The organism is Mesorhizobium sp. M2E.F.Ca.ET.209.01.1.1, assembly GCF_004010375.2.
GTDB lineage: Bacteria > Pseudomonadota > Alphaproteobacteria > Rhizobiales > Rhizobiaceae > Mesorhizobium.
Genome location: NZ_SADP02000013.1, coordinates 167,629 through 188,690 on the forward strand (window position 1 = coordinate 167,629; position 21,062 = coordinate 188,690).

The window sequence follows — 21,062 nt, forward strand, 5'->3', positions numbered from 1 at the left end:
CAGCTCACTCGGCCGCGGCCGCCACCGGATTGTCGTTGTGCAGTTCTTCCCGGTAGGGCTTCGCCGTCGGCGGCAGCGCGCGCTTGAGGAAATAATCCTCGTTGCGCAGCTGGCGCAGGAAAGCCGGGATCATCTCGCGGTAGCCGGCCAGGATCGACCGCGTCGGCGCCGGCAGATCGTGCTTGATCATTTCATGCAGCTTCGGCAGCGCGTGATAAGCCACCATCGGGAACATGTGGTGCTCCACATGGTAGTTCATGTTCCAGTAGATGAAGCGGCTGATCGGATTCATGTACACCGTGCGACTGTTCAGGCGGTGGTCGATGACATTCTCCGCAAGTCCGCCATGCTGCAGCAGGCCGGTCATGACGTGATGCCAGGCGCCGTAGAGGCGGGGCAGGCCGACGAGCATCAGCGGCAGCCATGAATGCAGGTAGAGCGCCAGCGCGATGGTCGCGATGTAGATGGCGAGCCAGATGCGTGCCACGCGGATCGCCTTCGGTTGCTCCTGCTCGGGAATGAAGGTCTTTTCCGCCGCGCTGATGACGCCGGCGGCGTTGCGGACCATGTCGGTCATCGCATGCCAGGCGTCGACGATGCCGAAGAAGTTCAGCACGACCCGCAGCAAATCCGGCGGCCGCATGACGGCGATCTCCGGGTCGCGGCCGACGATGATGGTGTCGGTGTGGTGGCGCGTATGGCTCCAGCGCCATGTCACCGGGTTGCGCATGATCATGAAGCAGGCGAGCTGGTAGATGGCGTCGTTCATCCACTGCGTGCGGAAGGCCGTGCCGTGGCCGCATTCGTGCCAGCGGGAATCGGTCGAGGAGCCATAGAGCGTGCCATAGACGAAGAGGAACGGCACACACCACCAACTGCCCCAGAACCAGATGCCGCCCGCGGCGCCGACGACGAAAGCGGCCAGCCAGATGATGGTGTCGCGGATCGCCGGCTGGTCGGAGCGCTGCATCAGCTCCTTCATCTGCTTGCGCGGGATGTCGGTGTGGTACCACTCGGCCGCAGCGAGCCCGTTCTCGACCGCGAGCCTGGCGTCTCGTCCGGTCAGGCTGTAGTCGCGCGGCGACGCCGCCGAAGACGTGATTGCCGTCATTGGGGTTCCTTCCACCAGCGCCCTGGCGAACCGCCCGACCGTGCGGAGCTCGCGCATCGCTGACTTTCCGCTTAAGCATAGCCGCAAGGTCTGATGGTCTCAACATCACAAAGATAGTTTCTATCATTTCCTATCAGGATGGGTTATCCTGAGTCGGATATCCGAAGTGGGACTCAAGCGAGGAAGCATCCATGGCAAAGCGGCCGACCATTACCGATCTGGCGCGCGTCTCGGGCGTCAGCGTCGCCACCGTCGACAGGGTGCTGAACAGCCGCCTGCCGGTGCGCGAGGAGACGGCGCGCCGGGTCTACGACGCAGCCACCGAGATCGGCTATCACGCCGCCGGGCTGATCAAGCAGCGCATGCGCCAGGAATTGCCGGAATACCGGCTCGGCTTCCTGCTGCTGAGGGGCAACGATGTCTTCTATGGCGATTTCGCGAAGGAGCTCGAGGTAGCGGTCGCACAGTCGCAGCGTTTCCGCGGCGTCGCGACAATCGAGTTCGCCGCTTCCTTGGCGCCGGACGAAATCGCCGGCCAGATGCGCAGGCTGGCGGCCAAGTCGAGAGCCATTGCCGTCGTCGGCCCGGACCACCCGAACCTGACCGCGGTCGTCGAGACACTGAAGGCGAGGGGGCAGCCGGTCTTCTCGCTGCTGTCCGACTTCGCCGCCGGCATCCGCGAGGGCTATGTCGGTCTGGACAACCGCAAGGTCGGGCGGAGCGCCGCCTGGATGATCGCCAAGGCCGCCAGGAAGCCGGGCAAGGTGGCGCTCTTCGTCGGCAGCCACCGCTTCCACGGCCATGAGCTGCGCGAGATCGGCTTCCGCTCTTTCTTCCGCGAGCGCGCGCCCGACTTCACCGTGATGGAGACGCTGGTCAACCTCGAGGCCAATGACGTGACGCATGACGCCATGCTCGACCTCCTGGCCCGCCATCCCGATCTCGCCGGCTGCTATGTCGCTGGCGGCGGCATGGAGGGCGCGGTCTCGGCGCTGCGGACGGCGAACCCGGCCGAGATGCCGGTCGTCATCTGCAACGAGATCAACGCCGTCTCGCGCGCGGCGCTTGCCGACAACATCCTCACCATGGTGATCTCGACGCCGCTTGCCGCGCTCTGCCGGGAACTCGTCGGGCTGATGGCCCATGCCATCGAAAGCGGCGCGGCCAATGCGCCGGGACAGACCTTTCTGCCCTTCGACATCTATCTGCCGGAAAATATCTAGCGTCCGCCATGATAGAAGCCATCAGGCTGATGGATTCTTTCATGGCAGGTTGCTCCTATTCGGGCCCAGGTTTCGGCGATTTTTGTCGTCGTCGTGCCCCTGATGAACGAAAAACCGGCTGGCCCGGTCGGAATCGCCCTTGACGTTTCCCAAACGAAATGGAATAAATATTTCACTAACTAGGCCTTTTGGTTCTTTCGTTCCGAAGCGCCTGTTCGAACGGAGGAAGAGGCGTTCCAATAGAATTGGCGACGCCTCATTGGCCGCAGGGAGAGTTCCCCGGGGCAAACCGGGGATTCCGGTTCAATGGGTGCAGCCGGACACCAAGTGGAGGAGAATAAAATGAAGAGACTTCTTTTGGGCGTCGCGCTCTCGGCGCTGATGTGTTCATCCGCCTTCGCCGCCAAGATCGGCGTTTCGATGGCCCTTTTCGACGACAACTTCCTCACTGTCTTGCGCAACGGCATGATCGCGCAGGCCAAGGGCATGAGCGGCGTCGAGCTGCAGGTCGAGGACGCGCAGAACGACGTGGCCAAGCAGCTCGACCAGATCAAGAACTTCGCCGCCTCGGGCGTCGACGCCATTATCGTCAATCCGGTCGATACCTCGGCCACGCAGGCGATGTCGGATGCGGCCGCCGCGGCCAAGATCCCGCTGGTCTATGTCAATCGCGAGCCGGTCAACGTCGACAAGCTGCCCGACAACCAGGCCTTCGTAGCCTCGAACGAAGCCGATTCCGGCACGCTCGAGACCAAGGAAGTTTGCCGCCTGTTCAAGGAAGCCGGCAAGAAGGAAGCCAATGTCTATGTGATCATGGGCGAGCTTTCCAACCAGGCCGCGGTGCAGCGCACCAAGGACATCGACGAGGTCATCGCCACGCCGGACTGCAACTTCATCAAGATCATCGACAAGCAGACCTCGAACTGGAAGCGTGACGAGGCGCAGAACCTGATGACCAACTGGCTGTCGTCCGGCAAGGCGTTCGACGGCGTCATCGCCAATAACGACGAAAGCGCGATCGGCGCCATCCAGGCCATGAAGGCCGCCAACATCGACATGAAGTCGGTCGTCGTCGGCGGCGTCGACGCCACCCAGGATGCGCTGGTTGCCATGCAGGCCGGCGATCTCGACGCAACGGTCTTCCAGGACGCCGCCGGCCAGGGCGCCGGGGCGCTCGACGCCGCGCTCAAGCTCGCCAAGGGCGAAAAGGTGGACAAGAAGGTCTACATCCCCTTCCAGCTCGTCACCCCGGCGAACATCGACAAGTTCCTGAAGAAGAACTGAGGCGCCTCGATACGGGGCGGCGCGTCCAATCGGACAAGCGCGCCGCTCCGCCTTTCCTCCCGTCCGCGCGGGAGGCCGGATAGCTGCGCCCCGACGGAGGAAGAAGACGTGTCACAGACATCGCATGGCATTGGCGGGCTGAGCTATGACGCCAAGAAGCGTCCATGGCCCGCCGAATTCAACGTGTTCCTGGCGCTTGTCATCCTGGTCGCCGCTTTCGAGCTGGTCGGCCGTGTCTTCCTCGGCGACAGCTTCCTGTTCAACACCCGCGAGAACGTCTCCGGGCTCTTCAACGAGCAGCGCCTGCAGATCATCATCCTGCAGGTGTCGATCGTCGGCATCATCGCAATCGGCGTCACTCAGGTCATCATCTGCGGCGGAATCGACCTGTCCTCGGGCTCGATCGTCGGCGCCACCGCCATGATCGCCATGAGCTTCGCCCAGGTAGCGACAGTCAACGGCAATCCTAATCCCAAGGCGATGTTCATCGACTATGGCTGGACCGACCTGCCGGTCATCGTGCCGCTGCTGGTCGCGATCGGCTGCGGTCTGATTGCCGGACTGATCAACGGCCTCTTGATCGCCTACACCCGCATCCCGCCCTTCATCGCCACGCTGGGCATGATGGTCACCGCCCGCGGCATCGCTAAATGGTGGTCGAAGGGCCAGCCGATCTCATTTCCGACCGACAGCTTCGCGGCCATCGGCAAGGGCCTGATGCCGGTCGTCATCTTCATCTCGCTGGCACTCCTGTTCCAGCTTATCCTGACCTACACGAAATACGGCAAGCATTGCTACGCCATCGGCTCCAACGAGGACGCCGCGCGCATGTCGGGCATCAAGATCGCCAACCACAAGGTGCTGGTCTATGTCATCGCCGGCATCCTCGCTTCGACTGCCGCGGTGGTGCTGTCCTCCAAGAACCTCACGGCGCAGGCTGGCATGGGCGTTATGTACGAGCTGGACGCCATTGCCATGGCGGTCATCGGCGGCGTTTCGCTGTCGGGCGGCCGCGGCTCGATCATCGGCACCGTGATCGGCTCGCTGATCTTCGGCGTCATCATTTCCGGCTTCACCTTCCTGCGCCTCGACGCCTACTATCAGGAGATGGTGAAGGGCGTGATCATCGTCGGCGCCGTCGTTCTCGATCAGTGGCGCCAGCGCCGCCGCGCGATAGGAGCTTGACCATGTCCGACATCGTTCTGAAGACCGAAAACCTCACCAAGCATTATGGCGGCGTGCACGCGCTGCAGGAGGCGAATTTCGAGCTGCGCAAGGGCGAGCATGTCGCCATCATGGGCGATAATGGCGCCGGCAAGTCGACCTTCGTGCGCCAGATCACCGGCGTCGAGCAGCGCACCGACGGCAAGATCTGGTTCGACGGCAAGGAGGTCAATTTCGCCGGCCCGATCGAGGCCCGCGAGGCGGGCATCGAGACCGTGTTCCAGAACCTTGCCCTCGCCGACGATCTCGACGTCCCGTCGAACCTGTTCCTCGGCCGCGAGAAGGTGCTGTTCAATCTCGGACCTTTCTCGATCCTCGATCGCAAGGCGATGCGCAAGGCGACCGAAGCAGCGCTTGTCCGCACGGCGGTGAAGATACCCAACCTCTCCAGCACCATCCGCCACATGTCGGGCGGCCAGCGCCAGTGCGTGGCGATCGCCAGGACGGCAACCTTCGCCTCCAAGCTGATCATCATGGACGAGCCGACGGCGGCGCTCGGCGTGCAGGAAACGGCGCAGGTCGAAAACATCATCCGCACGCTGAAGGAAAACGGCGAGCCGCTGATCCTGGTCAGCCACAACATGCGCCAGGTGTTCGACCTGGTCGACCGCATCGTCGTCTTCCGCCGTGGCCGCATCGTCGCCAATCTGCGCAAGCAGGACACCGACGGCAACGATATCGTCGCCTACATCACCGGCGCCAAGACCGGACAGGCCGAGCTCCAGTCCGCCTGACCGGCGCCACGACGGGAACAAGCAATCGTCCGCGCCGAGAGGCGCGGACTGTCTATAAAACCCACCTCGAAGGACATTCCATGACACTCCGCTTCGCTCTTCTCGGCGCCGGCCGCATCGGCAAGGTGCATGCCCGCGCCGTCGCCTCCAACCCGCAGGCCAAACTTGTGGCCGTGGCCGATGCCTTCGAGAAAGCGGCGACGGAGCTGGCCTCCGCCTATGGCGCCGAAGTGCGCAGCATCGATGCCATCGAGAAGGCCAAGGACATCGACGCCGTCATCATCTGCACCCCGACCGACACGCATGCCGACCTGATCGAGCGCTTCGCCAAGGCCGGCAAGGCGATCTTCTGCGAGAAGCCGATCGACCTCTCCGTCGAGCGCGTCGAAAAATGCCTGGCCGTGGTCGGCAAGACCGGCGCCACGCTGATGGTCGGCTTCAACCGCCGCTTCGACCCGCATTTCGCCGCCGTGCGCAAGGCGATCGACGACGGCGCCATCGGCACGGTCGAGATGGTCACCATCACGTCCCGCGATCCCGGCGCCCCGCCGCTCGACTACATCGCCAGGTCCGGGGGCATTTTTCGCGATATGACCATCCATGATTTCGACATGGCACGCTTCCTGCTCGGCGAGGAGCCGGTTGCCGTCAGTGCCCATGCTTCGGTGCTTGTCGACAAGAAGATCGGCGAAGCCGGCGATTTCGATTCGGTCAGCGTCATCCTCGAAACCGCGTCCGGCAAGCAGGCCGTCATCTCCAATTCCCGCCGCGCCACCTATGGCTACGACCAGCGCATCGAGGTGCATGGCTCCAAGGGCATGGTCGCGGCCGAGAACCAGCGGCCGGTCTCGATCGAGCTCGCCAACGACAAGGGCTACACCCGCCCGCCGCTGCACGACTTCTTCATGACCCGCTACATCGACGCCTACGCCAACGAGATCGCCTCCTTCATCGCCGCCGCGACCGCCGGCAAGAAGGCGGCGCCGAGCGGAAAGGACGGGCTGGTCGCGCTGAGGCTCGCCGACGCGGCGCTGAAATCGGCAAAGACCGGCAAGACCGTCCGCGTCGATTGAACGTTTGACCTAGATTACAGGAGCAAAGCGATGAGCGGTTTGGCCGGTCGCAATTCAGAAACGCGCGCCATCGTCACCGGCGGCGCGCAGGGCATCGGCTTCGCGGTTGCCGAGGCCCTTGCCGACGAGGGCTGCCGCGCGCTGGCGCTGATCGGCCGGTCGCAGGAGAAGGGCGACAAGGCGGTGGCAGTGCTGAAGAAGAGCGGCGTCGACGCCATCTTCATCAGCGCCGATGTCGCCAAGGTCGCCGACTGCAAGCGCGCCGTGGCAACGGCGCTGGAGCATTTCGGCACGCTGAACGCTTTGGTCAACGCCGCCGCCACCTCGGCGCGGGGATCGTTGGTCGAGACCACCGAGGAGCTGTTCGACCAGATCTTCGACACCAATGTGCGCGGCCCCTTCTTCCTGATGCAGGGGCTTGTCACGCATCTGCTGGAGCGCAAGGCGCCGGGCTCGATCGTCAATGTGCTGTCGATGTCGGCGCATGCCGGCCAGTCGTTCCTCACGCCCTATTCGACCAGCAAGGGCGCGCTGATGACGCTGACCAAGAATGTCGCCAGCGCCTACCGGAAGAACCGCATCCGCTGCAACGCCGTGCTGCCGGGCTGGATGGACACCGAGGGCGAGGCGATCGTGCAAAAGAAGTGGCACGGAGCGTCGGATGACTGGTTGGAGAAGGCCGAGGCGGCGCAGCCGATGGGCCAGCTGGTCAAGCCGGCGCAGCTCGCGCGGCTGATCACCTACATGCTGAGCCCCCAGGCCGGTGTCATGACCGGTTCCCTCGTCGATTATGATCAGAACATAGCCGGCGTGATTGGGGAGTAGTGACAAACGCCCTCGCATCGACTATATGAGCCGCATGATCCACCTGACCGCCTCGTTTTGGTACTTTAGCTACGGTAGCTCGCTGGCGGCGGGAGGATTGCGCTCGATCTGAAAATTCCAGATCAAAATCCGACAAGCCGCCAGACCTGGCGGCTTTTTTGTTTCAGCCGGCAGGTCTCCTAACCAGGAGCAGAAAGCCGTGTTGACCACCACAGACGACCTTCGGGTCACCGAAATCAGAGCCTTGAGCACGCCGGACGAGGTGATGCGCGAGATACCGCGCTCGCTCACCGCGACGCGCACCGTTGCCGCCTCGCGCAACGCTATCCATTCGATCCTTACGGGGGCCGACGACCGACTGCTTGTCATCGTCGGCCCTTGTTCCATCCACGATCCGGTCGCGGCCGTTGACTATGCCAGCCGTCTGGCGGCGCTGCGCGAGACCCTGTCCGACCGGCTCGAGATCGTCATGCGCGTCTATTTCGAGAAGCCGCGCACCACGGTCGGCTGGAAGGGGCTGATCAACGATCCCGACCTCGACGGCAGCTTCAACATCGAGAAGGGCTTGCGCATGGCGCGCAATGTGCTGTCGGCCGTCAACAATCTCGGCCTGCCGGCGGCGACCGAGTTCCTCGACATGACGATCCCGCAATATATAGCCGACCTCGTCGCCTGGGGCGCTATCGGAGCGCGCACCACCGAAAGCCAGATCCATCGCGAGCTGGCGTCCGGCCTGTCCTGCCCGGTCGGCTTCAAGAACGGCACCGACGGCAATCTCCGGATCGCCGGCGAGGCGGTGAAGTCGGCAGCCCAGCCGCATCATTTCATGGCGGTGACCAAGGGCGGCCGCAGCGCCATCGCGGCGACCACCGGCAATGAGGATTGCCACGTCATCCTGCGCGGCGGCATTCAGCCGAACTACGATGCCGCAAGCGTCGATGCCGCCGCCGCCGAACTCGGCCGCATCGGTGTGGCGCCGCGGCTGATGATCGATGTCAGCCACGCCAACAGCGCCAAGAAGCCGGAGAACCAGCCGAAGGTGGCGCATGACGTTGCCGGTCAGGTCGCAGCCGGCGACGAGCGCATCATCGGCGTCATGATCGAGAGCAATCTCGTCGCCGGCCGCCAGGACGTCGTGCCCGGCAAGCCGCTTACCTACGGCCAGAGCATCACCGATGGCTGCATCGACTGGGCGACCACCGAGACCGTGCTGCACGGCCTTGCCGGCGCCGTCGAATGGCGCCGGTCGGTGAAACGCGAGATGCTCGCGACCCGTCAGGGCGCGGCGTGAGGCCTCTTCCTTCTCCCCTTGCGGGAGAAGGTGACCCGGCGCGCAGCGCCGAGACGGATGAGGGGCGTGAAGGAACGCGGCGTGTGTCCTTGAGGCTCACGCCGCCCTCAGCCCTTCCCACGCGGTGAATATTGAAACGGCAAACAGCAGCAGCCCGGCGCTTCGCCCGGCAAGTATGGTCGCTTGTGGATTGTCGACCAGCAGCCCCCGGCTGCGCCCGGCGGTGACGGCAAGCCCGCCATAGATCGCCGCCTGCGTGGCGACCGTCAGCAATCCCATGATGGTCGCCTGCATCCAGATCGGGCCGTAAGCCGGCTTGAGGAATTGAGGATAGACGGCAAGGATGAAGAGATAGGCCTTCGGATTGATCAGGCAGGTGACCAGGCCCTGGCGGAACGCTCTCCAGGCCGAGCGGCTGCCAGCCGGACCGTCGTCGCCGACGGTGATCGAGCTGCGCATCAGCGAAACGCCGATATAGGCCATATAGGCGGCGCCGGCGACCAGCAGCGGCGTGAACAACACCGGCACGAAATGCATCAGCAGCCCGACGCCGACCGCGCCGTTCAGCGTGTGCACCGCGCCGCCGAGCATGATGCCGGCGGTGGCCGCCAGGCCTCGATTGCTGCCGCCGGTGAGCGCATTGGCCAGCACGAACAGCATGTCCATGCCCGGAACGGCGATGATGCCGAACAGAAGCACGAAGAACAGCCAGAGGTTTTCACCATAACTCATGTCAGTTGCCTGTCGCCTCGTTCGCTTGGGTGCAAAGGAATCTATTGATTTTCAAGCGGGTAGGCGGCCCTATAGGTCACACCAACTGACGGGGATGTGTCAGTTGCGTTTCGGTTGGCTGGAAAAATGCGCAAGGCATCGCGCCTGTTCGAGATCATCCAGATCCTGCGTCTGGCCAAAAAGCCGGTGACGGCGGCGACGATCGCCGAGCGGTTGGAAGTGACGGTGCGTTCGGTCTATCGCGATATTGCCGCCCTGCAGGCGATGCGCGTGCCGATCGAGGGCGGGCGCGGCATTGGCTATATCCTGCGCCCCGGCTTCGACCTGCCGCCGCTGATGTTTTCCATCGAGGAGATGGAAGCGATCGTGCTGTCCCTGGCGCTGCTTGAACGCACCGGCGACGACGAGTTGAAGCAGGCGGCGAAACGCGTCGGCGCCAAGATCGCCGGCGCCGTGCCGCCGCCCTTGCGGCAGACCCTCGACGCCAATGCGCTTCACGCCTGGGGTTTTGCCGCCGCTTCCGCTTCCGCCGTCGACCTCGCGCTGGTTCGCCGCGCCATCCGCGACGAGGAGAAGCTCAGCCTCTCCTATCGTGACGAGGCTGGACGGGCGACCGACCGCATCATCCGCCCGGTCGCGCTGATCTATTATGCCGAGACCGCCAACATCGTCGCCTGGTGCGAACTGCGCCAGGCCATCCGCAATTTCCGCAGCGACCGCATCGAGGACTGCCGGCCGGCTGGCCTGTGGTTCAAGGGCGAGGGCGACCGGCTGCGGCAGGTGTGGGTCGACGGCTGGGAGATCAATGCCTCGACCGCCGGCTGAGGCGCTGGCCGGCTTTCAGGGCACGATGCCGCGACAGGCCCAGGCGACATTGGCGAAGGATCGCGGGCCGTCGGGCCGGCCGGCCTGATAGGCATCGCGGACGGCGGCCTCGACGCGCTCCCGCTCGGCCGCGTCCAACGTGGTCATATATTTGCCGAGCGGCCCTTCGCCGGCGCCGATCGGCGCCCAGAAGTCGTCGAAATTCGCGTAGTCCATGCGGATCATCAGCTCGGCTTCGCTGACATCGGCCAGGCCTTGCTCGACAAAGGTCCGCTTCATCTCGCCGGGCTGCATCATCGGCTGGAAACAATAGCGGCTGCGCATCTGGCGTCCGCTTTCGCTGAGCGCCGCGACCGTATCGATCATCATGCGCATGCCGGTCATGCCGCCATAATGGTCCCAGACCACGGCCGCGACCACGCCGCCCGGCCGCACCACGCGGCGCATCTCGGCCACCGCCTTGCCCGCCTCCGGCACGAAATGCAGCACCAGCAGCGCCAGCGCGCGGTCGAAGGCGTTGTCGGCGAATGGCAACGCCGTGGCGTCGGCCTGGTTGATGGTGACGCGCGGATCGGTGTTTTTCTCCTTCGCCGCCGCGACGAAGACCGAGGAAAAATCGATGGCCTGGATCTCGGCAAGATCGGCCGATTTCGCGAGCTCGAATGTCAGGCTCCCGGTGCCGCAGCCGACATCGAGGATTGTCTCGCCGGCGGCCAGACCGGCGAAGTCGATGAACTTGGGCGCGAGCCTGCGGCTCCAGCGCCCCATGAGTTGTTCATAACCGGACGCTGCATGGACGGTGAACGTGGATGTCATCGGAGCCTCCCATTCATGAGCTTAAGCTAAACGACGGCGCAACTGCTGCATAGGCGCCGGGCAATCTCGTTGTCGGAGCAAGGATAGCGTGGCGTGCCCCGATTTTTATGTGGGCGATCTCACGCTCCCCCTGGTGTGGATCGGGCTCAGACGTTCGGGAATAACACCTGCACGGTTTCGATCGGCAGCAGCATGACTCGCTCACCCAGCGGAGACGCGAGGAAGCCGTGCCGTTGATAGAAACCCACGGCGGCATCGTCGATAGCATGCGCCACCACGGCGCGAACTCCGGCAATGTCCGAGACGGCGAGACACCTGCGCAACGCGTCGGAAAGCAGGTCGCTCCCCAGCCCAATTCCCTGGAGCGTCTGATCCACCGCAAGGCGGCCGATCAGGAGCAGCGGTACTTGCTCGGGCATGCCACGTCGGAGCTTCGCGGTTGGAAGCGCGATCCGTTCTTCCATCGCCGTCGAGATCGCATAATAACCGACGACGCGATTTCTCGTGCCCGCTTCACAAACAACATAGGTTCGGGCGGACAGTCCTTCGCCAATCAAGGCACGGTTTCGCAGCCAGTCATCAAGAGATGAATGCTTGCCATTGTAAAATTCAGAGACGTCGTGGCTAACGGTCAGCCGTTCGGGAGCGCGGACTCGCGATCCTCGCGGTGGGCCAGCCGACATCAGCGTTCCCAGGCCGGCTTGCGCGTCATACGCGAGCGAAGCTCCTCCGACGGTTTGTTCGGAGCATCAAGCAGGTCAAGAAATTTCTCGTGCGCGTCCGTATCGAGAAAAAAGGCACGTTGGTCGAGAATGGTCTCCTCGGCCTGCTTGCGGGCACTGTCCAGCATGAACTCCGATAGCTTCTGTCCGCGCAAGCTCGCTGCGCGATTGAGAATAGCCTTCGTTCCCGCCGAAGCACGGATTTGAATTATATCATCCTTGCGCGCTGTGTCGTGATTGCTGCCAGCATGACCGGATTGCGCCATCGAATCCTCCTGTGTTCAGGACAAGATATCTAGGGGCTGTCAATACAATGTCAACACATACAAGATTTCGACGTGGCGAACTGGGGCATCCTACCCCTTCACGTCCGCCACGCTCTCCCGCTCCACCAGCGGGCATTCCAGCTTGGTGATCGGATAGCGGCCGCGGCCGGGCGTCGGCGGGGTTTCGAGCTGTTCGATCGCCCATTGGCCCATAGCCAGGTGCGGCAGGATCGAGGTGGTCAGCGGCGGGAAGAGATGGCGGGCGATCTCCTCGTCGTCATAGCCGACCACGGAAATGTCCTGCGGGATATGCAGGCCGGCTTCCTTCAGTGCCTCGTAGCAGCCGATCGCCGTACGGTCGTTCTGGCAGAAAATGGCGGTGGGACGCTCCTTCAAGGCGAGCAGCTTGACCGTCGCGGCGTAGCCGGCGCTGGCCGACCAGTCGCCCTCGACCACCAGCTCCGGGTCGAAGGGAATGTCGGCGGTGGCCAGAGCGCGGCGGTAGCCCTTGAGCCGGTCCTGCGCGGCCTGCATCCACGGCTCGCCGGTGATGGTGGCGATGCGGCGATGACCATGCGCGATCAGGTGCCTGGTGGCGCTCTGGCCACCGGCGATCTCGGAGGGAACCACGGCTGGGAAGGCATAGTCGGCGGTGTAGCAGTTGAGCAGGATGACCGGGATGTCGAGGCTGTAGAGGAAATCCGGCGCCGTGATCTCGCGGGTGAAGATGGTCATATAGATCAGCGCCGAGATGCCGCGCCGCGTCAGCGCCTGGATGGCGCGCGGCTCCATCACCGAATCACCCATGGTCTGCGCCACCAGGAGCACATTGCCAGCGTTCCACGAGGCCTGCCGCGCGCCCTCGATGGCGACCACCGCCTCCGGGCTGGTGGCGAGCTGGTCGACCGCGAAGCCGATGACGCCGTCCAGGCCTTCGAACGGCGTCACCGGCGGCCTGAGCGCCGAAAAGACCGGCGGCGAATAGCCCAGCGCCCGCGCCGCCTCGATCACCCGGTCGCGCGTCTGCTGCGACAGCCTGATCCCCGGCGAATTGTTGAGCACGAACGACACCGTCGCCTGCGAGCAGCCGGCGGCGCGCGCAATGTCGGTCATGGTGACGCGTCCCTTCGGCTTGGCCGCCGGCTTGCGGCGCCTGGAGGCTCCGGGGGGATCGCGCAGGTCCGTCGGTTCGCTCATGGTCGTTTCCCAAACCCAGCCGGCTCTAAATCAAAGGCGGCGGCAACGGCAAGATGGTCGAGGCCGTTGCGTTTATCGACGTGCGCCAGACTAATACATATTAGCAGGCAAGGCATGCAAATTGCCGACTAGGCCGCTTCGCGACGAAACCAGTCAGACAAGGGCAGCGATGCTGACAATTCCTTGATTTTCCCGCGCGACTGCAGGCGTAGCCGCGCTCGCTCTCCTCACTCCCGGCGCGTCTTTCGACCAGCGTCTCCTCCGCTTCGAAATCGCGCCACTAGGCTTCATAACTAATACTATTTACTAATAGCCGTAAGCGTTCTACTGTCAACTCGCCGTAACCGTCCGGACGTCGGGATCGGTGCCGGCAAGTGCGAAGGATGTTCCCTCGATATTCGGCGGCATCGCCGCATCGGGTTCGCATCCACTCTCACGAAAATGTCAGACAAATCGGACTATTTACGAACGCCACATGAGTGTCTAGTGTCTCGAACGCGGCCCGATCGGCACCGTTCTTAAGTCGGCGGACCTTTGCGCCAGACCCTTGAGGAGGAGGGTTGTCCGGACCGCAGCCGAGACATCGGCGACGAGTTCTACAGTCAGGTTCTACAAGGGAGGTTGAACTATGAAATCCATGATCCGTAACGCATCTGTCGCCGCGGCGGCTCTGCTCATCGGACTTGCGGCCACGGCGGTTACCCGCGCGGACGACAAGCCGACGCTGGCCTTCGTCGTCAACGGTGCGTCAGACTTCTGGAAGGCGGCGGAAGCCGGTGTGAAGAAGGCGCAGGGCGAATTGCCCGACTACAATCTCGAACTGAAGTATCCGGAACAGTCCTCTGTCGCCATCCAGCAGCGCCTGATGGACGATCTGGTGACGGCAGGCGTCAAGGGCATCATGGTCTCGGCCGTCGATCCCAAGACCTCGACCGACGGGCTGAACAAGATCGCGTCGCAAACAGCGCTGTTCACCACCGACTCCGATGCCCCGCAGACCAAGCGCGTCGCCTATATCGGCTCGTCCAACGTCGATGCCGGCAAGCAGGCGGCCGAGATCGCCAAGAAGGCGATGCCGGACGGCGGCAAGTGCCTGGGCTTCGTCGGCCTGCTCGGCGCCGACAACGCCAAGGAGCGCATCCAGGGCATGAAGGACGGGCTCGCCGGCAGCAAGATCGAGCTGGTCGACGTGCGCGGCGACGATATCGACCAGGCGCGCGCCAAGAAGAATGTCGAGGACGCGCTGGTCGCCAGCCCCGACATCACCTGCATGGTCGGCTTCTACTCCTACAATACGCCGCGCATCTATGAAGCGCTGCGCGACGCCGGCAAGCTCGGCCAGATCACAGTCGTCGGCTTCGACGACGATCCGATCACGCTGGGCGGCGTCAAGGAAGGCACGGTCGCCGCGACCGTGGTGCAGCAGCCGTTCGAGTGGGCCTATCAGGGCATGAAGCTGATGGCTTCCTACCTCAAGGGCGACAAGTCGGGCATTCCAGCCAACGGCTTGATCATCATCCCGACCAAGATCATCGGCAAGGATGACGTCGACGCCTACGCCGCCAACCTCAAGGCGATGCAGGGCAAGTAAGCCCGGCACAGTTGCGCCGGCTCAAGGGGTTCCTTGAGCCGGCGTTCGTATTGACGGACCCGCCAAGGCCGGTCAGTCTGTGGCCCACCGGCTGCTATCGGGCGCGATGACCTCTACCGACACCACTCACCCAGACACCGCTCCGTTCCTGAGCCTCGAGGCCGTGCGCAAGACCTATCCGGGCGTCGTCGCGCTGGACAGGTTCTCGATGGAGGTCCGGCCGGGCGAGGTGATCGGCCTTGTCGGCGAAAACGGCGCCGGCAAATCGACGCTGATGAAGATCCTTGGCGGCGTGACGCGGCCGGACAGCGGCACCATCACCGTCGACGGCGCAGCGCATGACGGACTGACCGTCGAGCAGAGCATCGGCTCCGGCATCGCCTTCGTGCATCAGGAATTGAACCTCTTCGAGAACCTCGACGTCGCCGCCAACATCTTCTTCGGCCGTGAGCCGCTGCGCGCCGGGCCGCTGAAGCTGGTCGACCGCGCCAGGCTGCGCGAGATGGTGGCGCCACTGCTGACGCGCGTCGGCGCCAATTTCTCGGCCGATGCGCCGGTCGCGTCGCTGTCGCTCGCCCAGCAGCAGATGGTCGAGATCGCCAAGGCGCTGTCGATCAGGGCGCGGCTGGTGATTCTCGACGAACCGACCTCCAGCCTGCCGATGGCGGAAACCGAAAAACTGCTCGACGTCATCAAGGGACTGAAGGCGCAAGGCATCAGCGTCATCTTCATCTCGCACCGGCTGCATGAGATCGAGCGCGTCGCCGACCGCGTCGTGGTGCTGCGCGACGGCACGCTGGCCGGCACACTGGCGAAGGACCGGATCAACCACGACGAGATGGTCAGGCTGATGATCGGCCGCATGCTGAAGGAGCGCGAGAAGGCGGGTGAGGCTACCCACGCACCGGGCGGCGTGGCTCTGTCGGCCAACGCCGTACGCACCAGCACCTATCCGGACCGGCCGGTCAGCATCGAGCTGAGGCGCGGGGAGATCCTCGGTCTCGCGGGCCTTGTCGGCTCCGGCCGCACCGAGCTCGCCCGCGTGCTGTTCGGCATCGACGAGCGTTTGGGCGGTAGCGTCACGCTCGACGGCAAGCCGCTCAATGTCGGCTCGGCCGCCGACGCGGTGGCGAACGGCATCTTCCTCGTGCCGGAAGACCGTAAGCTCACCGGCATATTGCTCGATCTCTCGATCGCGCAGAACATTTCGCTGCCCAACCTGCCGGCCCATGCCAGGCGCTCGCTGGTCTCGAACGGCGCCGAGCTCGCGACGGCGGAAAAGCAGAAGAAGAATCTCGGCATCAAGGCGCCTTCGGTGCTCACCCGCACCGGCACGCTCTCCGGCGGCAACCAGCAGAAGGTGGTCCTGGCAAAATGGCTGGCGATGAACCCCAAGGTGATGATCCTCGACGAGCCGACGCGCGGCATCGACATCGGCGCCAAAGCCGAGATCTACGGGCTGATGCGGGCGCTGGCCGATGCCGGCGTCGCCGTGCTGATGATTTCCAGCGATATGGAAGAGGTGATCGGCGTCTCGGACCGCATCGCGGTCATGCATGAGGGGCAGATCTCCGGCATCCTCGACAAGGACGATTTCAGCCAGGAGAACGTGCTCTTGCTGGCGGTCGGCAAGAAGCCGAAACTGCTGCAAGCGGCGGGAGGAGTTGAATGAGCAAGAAAGATCTCGGCCTGCTGATCCTGATCCTGGTGGTCGGCGCGGTGGTCACGGCCATCAATCCGCGCTTCCTGTCGGCGATCAACCTTGCCAACACCTCCAACCTCGTCGCGCTGTTCGGCATCCTGTCGATCGGCCAGGCCTTCGTCATCATCACCGGCGGCATCGAATTGTCGGTCGGCTCGCTGATCGCCCTGCTCGGCACGTTGTTCATCGACTTCATCGCGGTGCGCGAATTGGACTGGCCGCTGGCCTTCGTGGTGATCATCGTGCTCGGCGCCGTCATCGGCTTCGTGCATGGCTGGCTGATCACAAGGTTGAAACTGCAGCCTTTCGTGGTGACACTGTGCGGCCTCTTGATCTATCGCGGCGTGGCGCGCTTCTACACCGCCGACGGCACGGCGGGCTTCGCCTTCGGTCAGAATTTCCCGACGCTCGAATTCCTGACCGCTGGCCGCTCCTACGGCCTGCCGAACTCCTTCGTCGCGCTGATCGTCATCGCCATCGTCATGTGGGTGGTTCTGCACCGCTCGGTGTTCGGTCGCTATCTCTACGCCATCGGCAAGAACGAGGAAGCGGCGAAATATTCCGGCATCCGCACCGGCAGGATCATCATCGCGGCCTATGTCATCTGCGGCGTGCTGACGGCGCTATCGGCGATCTATTTTGCCATGTACACGCGCTCGATCTCGCCGGCGAGCCACGGCCAGTTTTACGAGCTCTACGCCATCGCGGCCGCCGTGCTCGGCGGCTTCTCGCTGCGCGGCGGTGAAGGCTCGCTGGTCGGCGTGATCCTCGGCACGGTGCTGCTGCAGGAGCTGCAGAACCTCGTCAACCTGCTCGGCATCCCCTCATCGCTCAATTTCGCGGTGATGGGCGGCGTGATCCTGATCGGCGTGCTGGTCGACCAGCAATGGGGCGTCTTCCGCGCCCGGCGCCGCATGATCGAGGCGACGCGCCAGAATGTTGCGGGTGCGCCGGCGGAGTAGTCTCGCTCTTCCGCCAACGGCCTGATTGGATCGATGCTCGCGGCTGAGCCGCCGGGGCAGGCCCGGATTCGCGGGCGGAATGCAACAACACGTGAACCGGAAAAGAGCCCTTGTCGCAGAATTGGGGCTGGGCTAAGCAGTTGGTATCTGAGGGTTCCAAGAACAAAAAATGGGAGAAAGTATCGTGACATCATCACGTTGGATCGCGCTGGCCGCGCTGGCATTGACCTGTTCGACGCCTGCAATGGCCAAGGACTGGAAGACCGTTTCGGTCGCCATGGAAGGCTCCTATGCCCCCTGGAACCAGACCGACGCCAGCGGCAAGATCGTCGGCTTCGAGGTGGACATCCTCAACGACGTCTGCGCCCGCGCCAAGCTCGAATGCAATATCGTGGCGCAGGATTGGGACGGCGTCATTCCCGGCCTCACCGCCGGCAAGTTCGACATCGTCATGGACGGCATGTCGATCACCGAGGAGCGCATGAAGACGATCGACTTCTCGATCCCCTACGCCTCGTCGCCGGTGGCTTTCCTGGCCGACAAGAACGGCCCGCTGGCCAACATGTCCAACAAAGGCAAGATGATCGACTTGTCGAAGGACGACGCCGAATCCAAGGCGGCGCTCGACACGCTGCGCAAGGAGCTCACCGGCAAGAATGTCGGCCTGCAGGTCTCGACAACGGAAGCGACCTTCGCCGACAAATATCTCAAGGACGTCGCCAACGTTCATGAATACAAGACCACCGACGAGCACGACCTCGACCTGATGGCGGGCCGCATCGACGTCGCCTTCGCCGACACCACCTATTTTCTCGGCACGCTGGCCAAGCCCGACGCCAAGGACCTGGAATTCGTCGGGCCGCAATTCAAGGGTGGTCCGATCCTCGGGCCGGGCATCGGCGCCGCTTTCCGCAAGACCGACAAGGACCTGCAGGACATCTACAACAAGGCGCTCAAGGCCGCGCTCGATGACGGCTCGGTGTCGAAATACTCCATGCAATGGTTCAAGATCGACATTACCAAGTAATGTCGCAACGGGAGCAGCCAAGGCTGCTCCCGTTTTTGCATTGAGACAAGCAACCGTCGCCGGGAGGGAAGGCGTAGGTGGAGTTTCTCAACGATCTCAAGGACCAGGTGTCGACGGCCTATGAGCTGCTGGCCGCCGGCTGGGGCGTGCAACTGCTCTGGGGCATCGCCTGGACGCTCGCCGTCACTGTCGTCTCGATGCTGATCGGGGCCATGCTGGGCTCGCTGGTGGCGGCCGCCAAGCTTTCGCATCGCGGCGGATTGAGGTTCATCGGCGAGAGCTACACCACGGTTTTCCGCGGCGAACCGGAACTCCTGATCATCTACCTGTTCTACTATGGCGGCACGCAGGTGCTGACCGGCGTGGCGCGGTCCACCGGGTCGATCGGCTCGACCGACATCTTGAACATGCCGAGCTTCCTCGGCGGCGTGCTCGCGGTCGGCATCATTTCCGGCGCCTACCAGGCCGAGGTTTTTCGCGGCTCGTTCCTGGCGATCCACCGCGGCGAGCTGGAGGCGGCCCGCGCCTACGGCATGTCGGCCTGGCTGCGGTTTCGCCTCGTGATCGTGCCGCAGGTGCTGCGCCTCGCGGTGCCGGGGCTGGGCAACGTCTGGCAATTGACCATCAAGGATTCGGCGCTGATCTCGGTCACCGGCGTGGCCGAGTTGATGCTCACCGCGAACAAGGCCGCGCGTTCGACGCATCATTCGCTGCTTTTCTACACGGTCGCCGGCATCCTTTACCTGGTGATGACCTCGGTCTCGACGCCGATCTTCGAAAAGGCCGAGCGTTACACCTCACGCAGTTTCACGCGGCCGAAGTAAGAGGTGGCGGTGGCTTTTGATTTCTATCTTTCCACCATGTGGAGCGTGCTCAAGGCGCTGCCGCTGACGCTCGAGATCTGGTTCTTCGGCATCGCCTTCGGGCTCGTCATCGCCACCGGCCTGACCTGGCTGCGGGCTTCGGGCTCCAAACTGGGCGAATATTTCACTCGCGCCTATGTCTTCATCTTCCGCGGCTCGCCGCTCCTGGTGCAGCTCTATCTGATCTATTTCGGCCTCTCCCAATTCGATTTCGTCCGCCACAGCCCGATCCTGTGGCCGATCCTGCGCGATCCGATGTATTGCACGATCGTCGCCATGGCCTTGAACACGGCCGCCTATGAGAGCGAGATTTTCCGCGGTGCGTTGCGGGCAGTGCCGGTCGGCCAGATCGAGGCGGCCAAGGCGTTCGGCATGTCGGCCTTCACCCGCTTCCGCCTCGTCACGCTGCCGATCGCGCTGCGGCTCGCTCTGCCCGCCTATTCGACCGAAATCATCCTGATGACCAAGGCAACCGCGCTCGCTTCGGTGGTGACCATCATGGAGATGATGGGAACGGCGCAGAAGATCCAGCACGACACGTTCCGGCCGATCGAGGTGCTGACCTGCGCCGGCGTGATCTACCTGCTGCTCAACCTGTCGATCGCCCGGATCTTCGCCTGGGTCGAATACCGGCTTTCGCCGCATCTGCGGCCGCCGCCCGAGCAGAGCCAGCAAATCAGACCCGTACCGGAGGTGTTGTGATGTCGGCAAATGTCGCCGCTGCCGCAAAGGCAGCACTGTCCCCGGACGACAAGTCGGCCATCAGCGTCAGGGACATGCGCAAGTGCTTCGGCGACCATGAGGTGCTCAAGGGCATTTCGCTCGAAGCCCACAAGGGCGATGTCATCTCGATCCTCGGCTCGTCAGGTTCCGGCAAGAGCACGATGTTGCGCTGCATCAACCTCCTGGAGACCCCTGACTCCGGCGAGGTGCGGGTCGACGGAGAGCTCATCCGGATGAAGCAGGGGCGTGATGGCCGTCAGATGCCGGCCGACATCCGCCAGGTGGAACGCATCCGCGCCAACCTCGCCATGGTTTTCCAGAGCTTCAATCTCTGGTCGCACATGACGGTGCTCGAAAACCTCGTCGCCGCGCCGACGCATGTTTTGAAGCGGCCGCGCGCGGAGTGCCTGGAGCAGGCCGAGGCATTGCTGAAGCGCGTCGGCATATGGGAGCGGCGCAACTACTACCCGCCGCATATGTCGGGCGGCCAGCAGCAGCGCGCCGCGATAGCCCGCGCCCTGGCGATGAACCCCAAGGTGATGCTGTTCGACGAGCCGACATCGGCGCTCGATCCGGAACTGGTCGGCGAAGTGCTGCGAGTCATGCGCTCGTTGGCGGAAGAAGGGCGCACCATGCTGGTCGTCACGCATGAGATGAGTTTCGCCCGCGATGTGTCGAGCAAGGTGATGTTCCTGCACAAGGGCGAGGTGGATTCGGTCGGCGAACCGAAGGAGATGTTCGCCAGGCCGCCGACGCCGCAATTCAAGCAGTTCATCGCCAACTTCAACAAGTGAAGACGGACGTTGCTCGGCGCCAAGATGTGCTGAGATTCAGGTCAGGCCGAGCCGAAAGTGGTGGCTTCCGAGAACCG

The 21,062-nt window shown here is 63.7% G+C and carries 21 protein-coding genes; 15 read left to right on the forward strand and 6 right to left on the reverse strand.

All coding sequences use genetic code 11. The features are described from left to right. Positions 1–4: 4 nt before the first annotated feature. Entirely contained in the window at positions 5–1,111 is a 1,107-nt protein-coding gene (locus EN852_RS23260) for a fatty acid desaturase family protein (protein WP_127877415.1), read from the reverse strand. Positions 1,112–1,302: 191 nt separating this feature from the next. Between EN852_RS23260 and EN852_RS23265 the strand changes: the two genes are divergently transcribed. The 7 genes from EN852_RS23265 (at position 1,303) to EN852_RS23295 (ending at position 8,765) form a co-directional block, all read left to right on the forward strand. Continuing rightward, complete coding sequence (locus EN852_RS23265; RefSeq protein ID WP_127877333.1) at positions 1,303–2,334, forward strand: LacI family DNA-binding transcriptional regulator; 1,032 nt, start codon at positions 1,303–1,305, stop codon at positions 2,332–2,334. Positions 2,335–2,676: 342 nt separating this feature from the next. Beyond that, entirely contained in the window at positions 2,677–3,618 is a 942-nt protein-coding gene (locus EN852_RS23270) for a sugar ABC transporter substrate-binding protein (protein WP_127866785.1), read from the forward strand. 108 nt (positions 3,619–3,726) lie between these two features. After that, positions 3,727–4,803, forward strand: a complete 1,077-nt coding sequence (locus EN852_RS23275) for an ABC transporter permease (protein WP_127877335.1) — start codon at positions 3,727–3,729, stop codon at positions 4,801–4,803. A 2-nt stretch (positions 4,804–4,805) separates the two neighbouring features. Continuing rightward, positions 4,806–5,576, forward strand: a complete 771-nt coding sequence (locus tag EN852_RS23280; protein WP_127877337.1) for an ATP-binding cassette domain-containing protein — start codon at positions 4,806–4,808, stop codon at positions 5,574–5,576. Positions 5,577–5,656: 80 nt separating this feature from the next. Then, positions 5,657–6,649 (forward strand): inositol 2-dehydrogenase, encoded by a 993-nt coding sequence (gene iolG, locus EN852_RS23285; protein WP_127877339.1) that lies wholly within the window; start codon positions 5,657–5,659, stop codon positions 6,647–6,649. A 30-nt stretch (positions 6,650–6,679) separates the two neighbouring features. Further along, the gene (locus EN852_RS23290; RefSeq protein WP_127877341.1) at positions 6,680–7,474 is read left to right on the forward strand and encodes an SDR family oxidoreductase; all 795 of its coding nucleotides are present in this window, start codon (positions 6,680–6,682) and stop codon (positions 7,472–7,474) included. Between the two features lie 199 nt (positions 7,475–7,673). Further along, positions 7,674–8,765: a 3-deoxy-7-phosphoheptulonate synthase gene (locus EN852_RS23295; protein ID WP_127877343.1), complete on the forward strand. Its 1,092-nt coding sequence runs from the start codon at positions 7,674–7,676 to the stop codon at positions 8,763–8,765. Between the two features lie 96 nt (positions 8,766–8,861). On the opposite strand, the gene EN852_RS23300 is transcribed toward EN852_RS23295, so the two are convergent. Then, positions 8,862–9,497 (reverse strand): LysE family translocator, encoded by a 636-nt coding sequence (locus EN852_RS23300; protein ID WP_127877345.1) that lies wholly within the window; start codon positions 9,495–9,497, stop codon positions 8,862–8,864. A 126-nt stretch (positions 9,498–9,623) separates the two neighbouring features. Between EN852_RS23300 and EN852_RS23305 the strand changes: the two genes are divergently transcribed. Further along, on the forward strand, positions 9,624–10,322 hold the full coding sequence (locus tag EN852_RS23305; protein WP_127877347.1) for a YafY family protein: 699 nt from the start codon (positions 9,624–9,626) through the stop codon (positions 10,320–10,322). A gap of 15 nt (positions 10,323–10,337) precedes the next feature. On the opposite strand, the gene EN852_RS23310 is transcribed toward EN852_RS23305, so the two are convergent. The 4 genes from EN852_RS23310 to EN852_RS23325 form a co-directional block, all read right to left on the reverse strand. After that, the gene (locus tag EN852_RS23310; protein WP_127877349.1) at positions 10,338–11,138 is read right to left on the reverse strand and encodes a class I SAM-dependent methyltransferase; all 801 of its coding nucleotides are present in this window, start codon (positions 11,136–11,138) and stop codon (positions 10,338–10,340) included. 146 nt (positions 11,139–11,284) lie between these two features. Further along, a complete protein-coding gene (locus EN852_RS23315) occupies positions 11,285–11,821 on the reverse strand; it encodes a GNAT family N-acetyltransferase (protein ID WP_127877351.1) in 537 nt (178 codons plus the stop codon). Then, complete coding sequence (locus EN852_RS23320) at positions 11,821–12,126, reverse strand: DUF1778 domain-containing protein (RefSeq protein ID WP_127866776.1); 306 nt, start codon at positions 12,124–12,126, stop codon at positions 11,821–11,823. The genes EN852_RS23315 and EN852_RS23320 overlap by 1 nt, the downstream gene beginning before the upstream one ends. 90 nt (positions 12,127–12,216) lie before the next feature. Continuing rightward, entirely contained in the window at positions 12,217–13,323 is a 1,107-nt protein-coding gene (locus tag EN852_RS23325) for a LacI family DNA-binding transcriptional regulator (RefSeq protein ID WP_189546116.1), read from the reverse strand. Between the two features lie 628 nt (positions 13,324–13,951). On the opposite strand from EN852_RS23325, the gene EN852_RS23330 reads away from it, so the two are divergent. The 7 genes from EN852_RS23330 (at position 13,952) to EN852_RS23360 (ending at position 20,985) form a co-directional block, all read left to right on the forward strand. Continuing rightward, positions 13,952–14,914: a sugar-binding protein gene (locus tag EN852_RS23330; RefSeq protein WP_127866775.1), complete on the forward strand. Its 963-nt coding sequence runs from the start codon at positions 13,952–13,954 to the stop codon at positions 14,912–14,914. 106 nt (positions 14,915–15,020) lie between these two features. Next, positions 15,021–16,586, forward strand: a complete 1,566-nt coding sequence (locus EN852_RS23335) for a sugar ABC transporter ATP-binding protein (protein ID WP_127877353.1) — start codon at positions 15,021–15,023, stop codon at positions 16,584–16,586. After that, positions 16,583–17,578 carry an ABC transporter permease gene (locus tag EN852_RS23340; RefSeq protein ID WP_127877355.1) on the forward strand — a complete coding sequence of 332 codons (996 nt, stop codon included), beginning with the start codon at positions 16,583–16,585 and terminating at the stop codon, positions 17,576–17,578. Before EN852_RS23335 ends, EN852_RS23340 begins: the two co-directional genes overlap by 4 nt. Before the next feature lie 184 nt (positions 17,579–17,762). Beyond that, on the forward strand, positions 17,763–18,605 hold the full coding sequence (locus EN852_RS23345) for a transporter substrate-binding domain-containing protein (RefSeq protein WP_210238255.1): 843 nt from the start codon (positions 17,763–17,765) through the stop codon (positions 18,603–18,605). 77 nt (positions 18,606–18,682) lie between these two features. Then, positions 18,683–19,429 (forward strand): ABC transporter permease subunit, encoded by a 747-nt coding sequence (locus tag EN852_RS23350; protein ID WP_246693065.1) that lies wholly within the window; start codon positions 18,683–18,685, stop codon positions 19,427–19,429. A gap of 9 nt (positions 19,430–19,438) precedes the next feature. Next, the gene (locus tag EN852_RS23355) at positions 19,439–20,170 is read left to right on the forward strand and encodes an ABC transporter permease (protein WP_246694356.1); all 732 of its coding nucleotides are present in this window, start codon (positions 19,439–19,441) and stop codon (positions 20,168–20,170) included. Continuing rightward, a complete protein-coding gene (locus tag EN852_RS23360; protein ID WP_127877359.1) occupies positions 20,170–20,985 on the forward strand; it encodes an ATP-binding cassette domain-containing protein in 816 nt (271 codons plus the stop codon). The genes EN852_RS23355 and EN852_RS23360 overlap by 1 nt, the downstream gene beginning before the upstream one ends. Positions 20,986–21,062: the final 77 nt, after the last annotated feature.

What these genes read in the sequence shown, in the direction of transcription:
- EN852_RS23260 (WP_127877415.1), bottom strand. Translation starts at nt 1,111, where the DNA reads ATGACGGCAATCACGTCTTCGGCGGCGTCGCCGCGCGACTACAGCCTG.
- EN852_RS23265 (WP_127877333.1), top strand. Translation starts at nt 1,303, where the DNA reads ATGGCAAAGCGGCCGACCATTACCGATCTGGCGCGCGTCTCGGGCGTC.
- EN852_RS23270 (WP_127866785.1), top strand. Translation starts at nt 2,677, where the DNA reads ATGAAGAGACTTCTTTTGGGCGTCGCGCTCTCGGCGCTGATGTGTTCA.
- EN852_RS23280 (WP_127877337.1), top strand. Translation starts at nt 4,806, where the DNA reads ATGTCCGACATCGTTCTGAAGACCGAAAACCTCACCAAGCATTATGGC.
- iolG (WP_127877339.1), top strand. Translation starts at nt 5,657, where the DNA reads ATGACACTCCGCTTCGCTCTTCTCGGCGCCGGCCGCATCGGCAAGGTG.
- EN852_RS23290 (WP_127877341.1), top strand. Translation starts at nt 6,680, where the DNA reads ATGAGCGGTTTGGCCGGTCGCAATTCAGAAACGCGCGCCATCGTCACC.
- EN852_RS23300 (WP_127877345.1), bottom strand. Translation starts at nt 9,497, where the DNA reads ATGAGTTATGGTGAAAACCTCTGGCTGTTCTTCGTGCTTCTGTTCGGC.
- EN852_RS23305 (WP_127877347.1), top strand. Translation starts at nt 9,624, where the DNA reads ATGCGCAAGGCATCGCGCCTGTTCGAGATCATCCAGATCCTGCGTCTG.
- EN852_RS23310 (WP_127877349.1), bottom strand. Translation starts at nt 11,138, where the DNA reads ATGACATCCACGTTCACCGTCCATGCAGCGTCCGGTTATGAACAACTC.
- EN852_RS23315 (WP_127877351.1), bottom strand. Translation starts at nt 11,821, where the DNA reads ATGTCGGCTGGCCCACCGCGAGGATCGCGAGTCCGCGCTCCCGAACGG.
- EN852_RS23320 (WP_127866776.1), bottom strand. Translation starts at nt 12,126, where the DNA reads ATGGCGCAATCCGGTCATGCTGGCAGCAATCACGACACAGCGCGCAAG.
- EN852_RS23325 (WP_189546116.1), bottom strand. Translation starts at nt 13,323, where the DNA reads ATGAGCGAACCGACGGACCTGCGCGATCCCCCCGGAGCCTCCAGGCGC.
- EN852_RS23330 (WP_127866775.1), top strand. Translation starts at nt 13,952, where the DNA reads ATGAAATCCATGATCCGTAACGCATCTGTCGCCGCGGCGGCTCTGCTC.
- EN852_RS23335 (WP_127877353.1), top strand. Translation starts at nt 15,021, where the DNA reads ATGACCTCTACCGACACCACTCACCCAGACACCGCTCCGTTCCTGAGC.
- EN852_RS23340 (WP_127877355.1), top strand. Translation starts at nt 16,583, where the DNA reads ATGAGCAAGAAAGATCTCGGCCTGCTGATCCTGATCCTGGTGGTCGGC.
- EN852_RS23360 (WP_127877359.1), top strand. Translation starts at nt 20,170, where the DNA reads ATGTCGGCAAATGTCGCCGCTGCCGCAAAGGCAGCACTGTCCCCGGAC.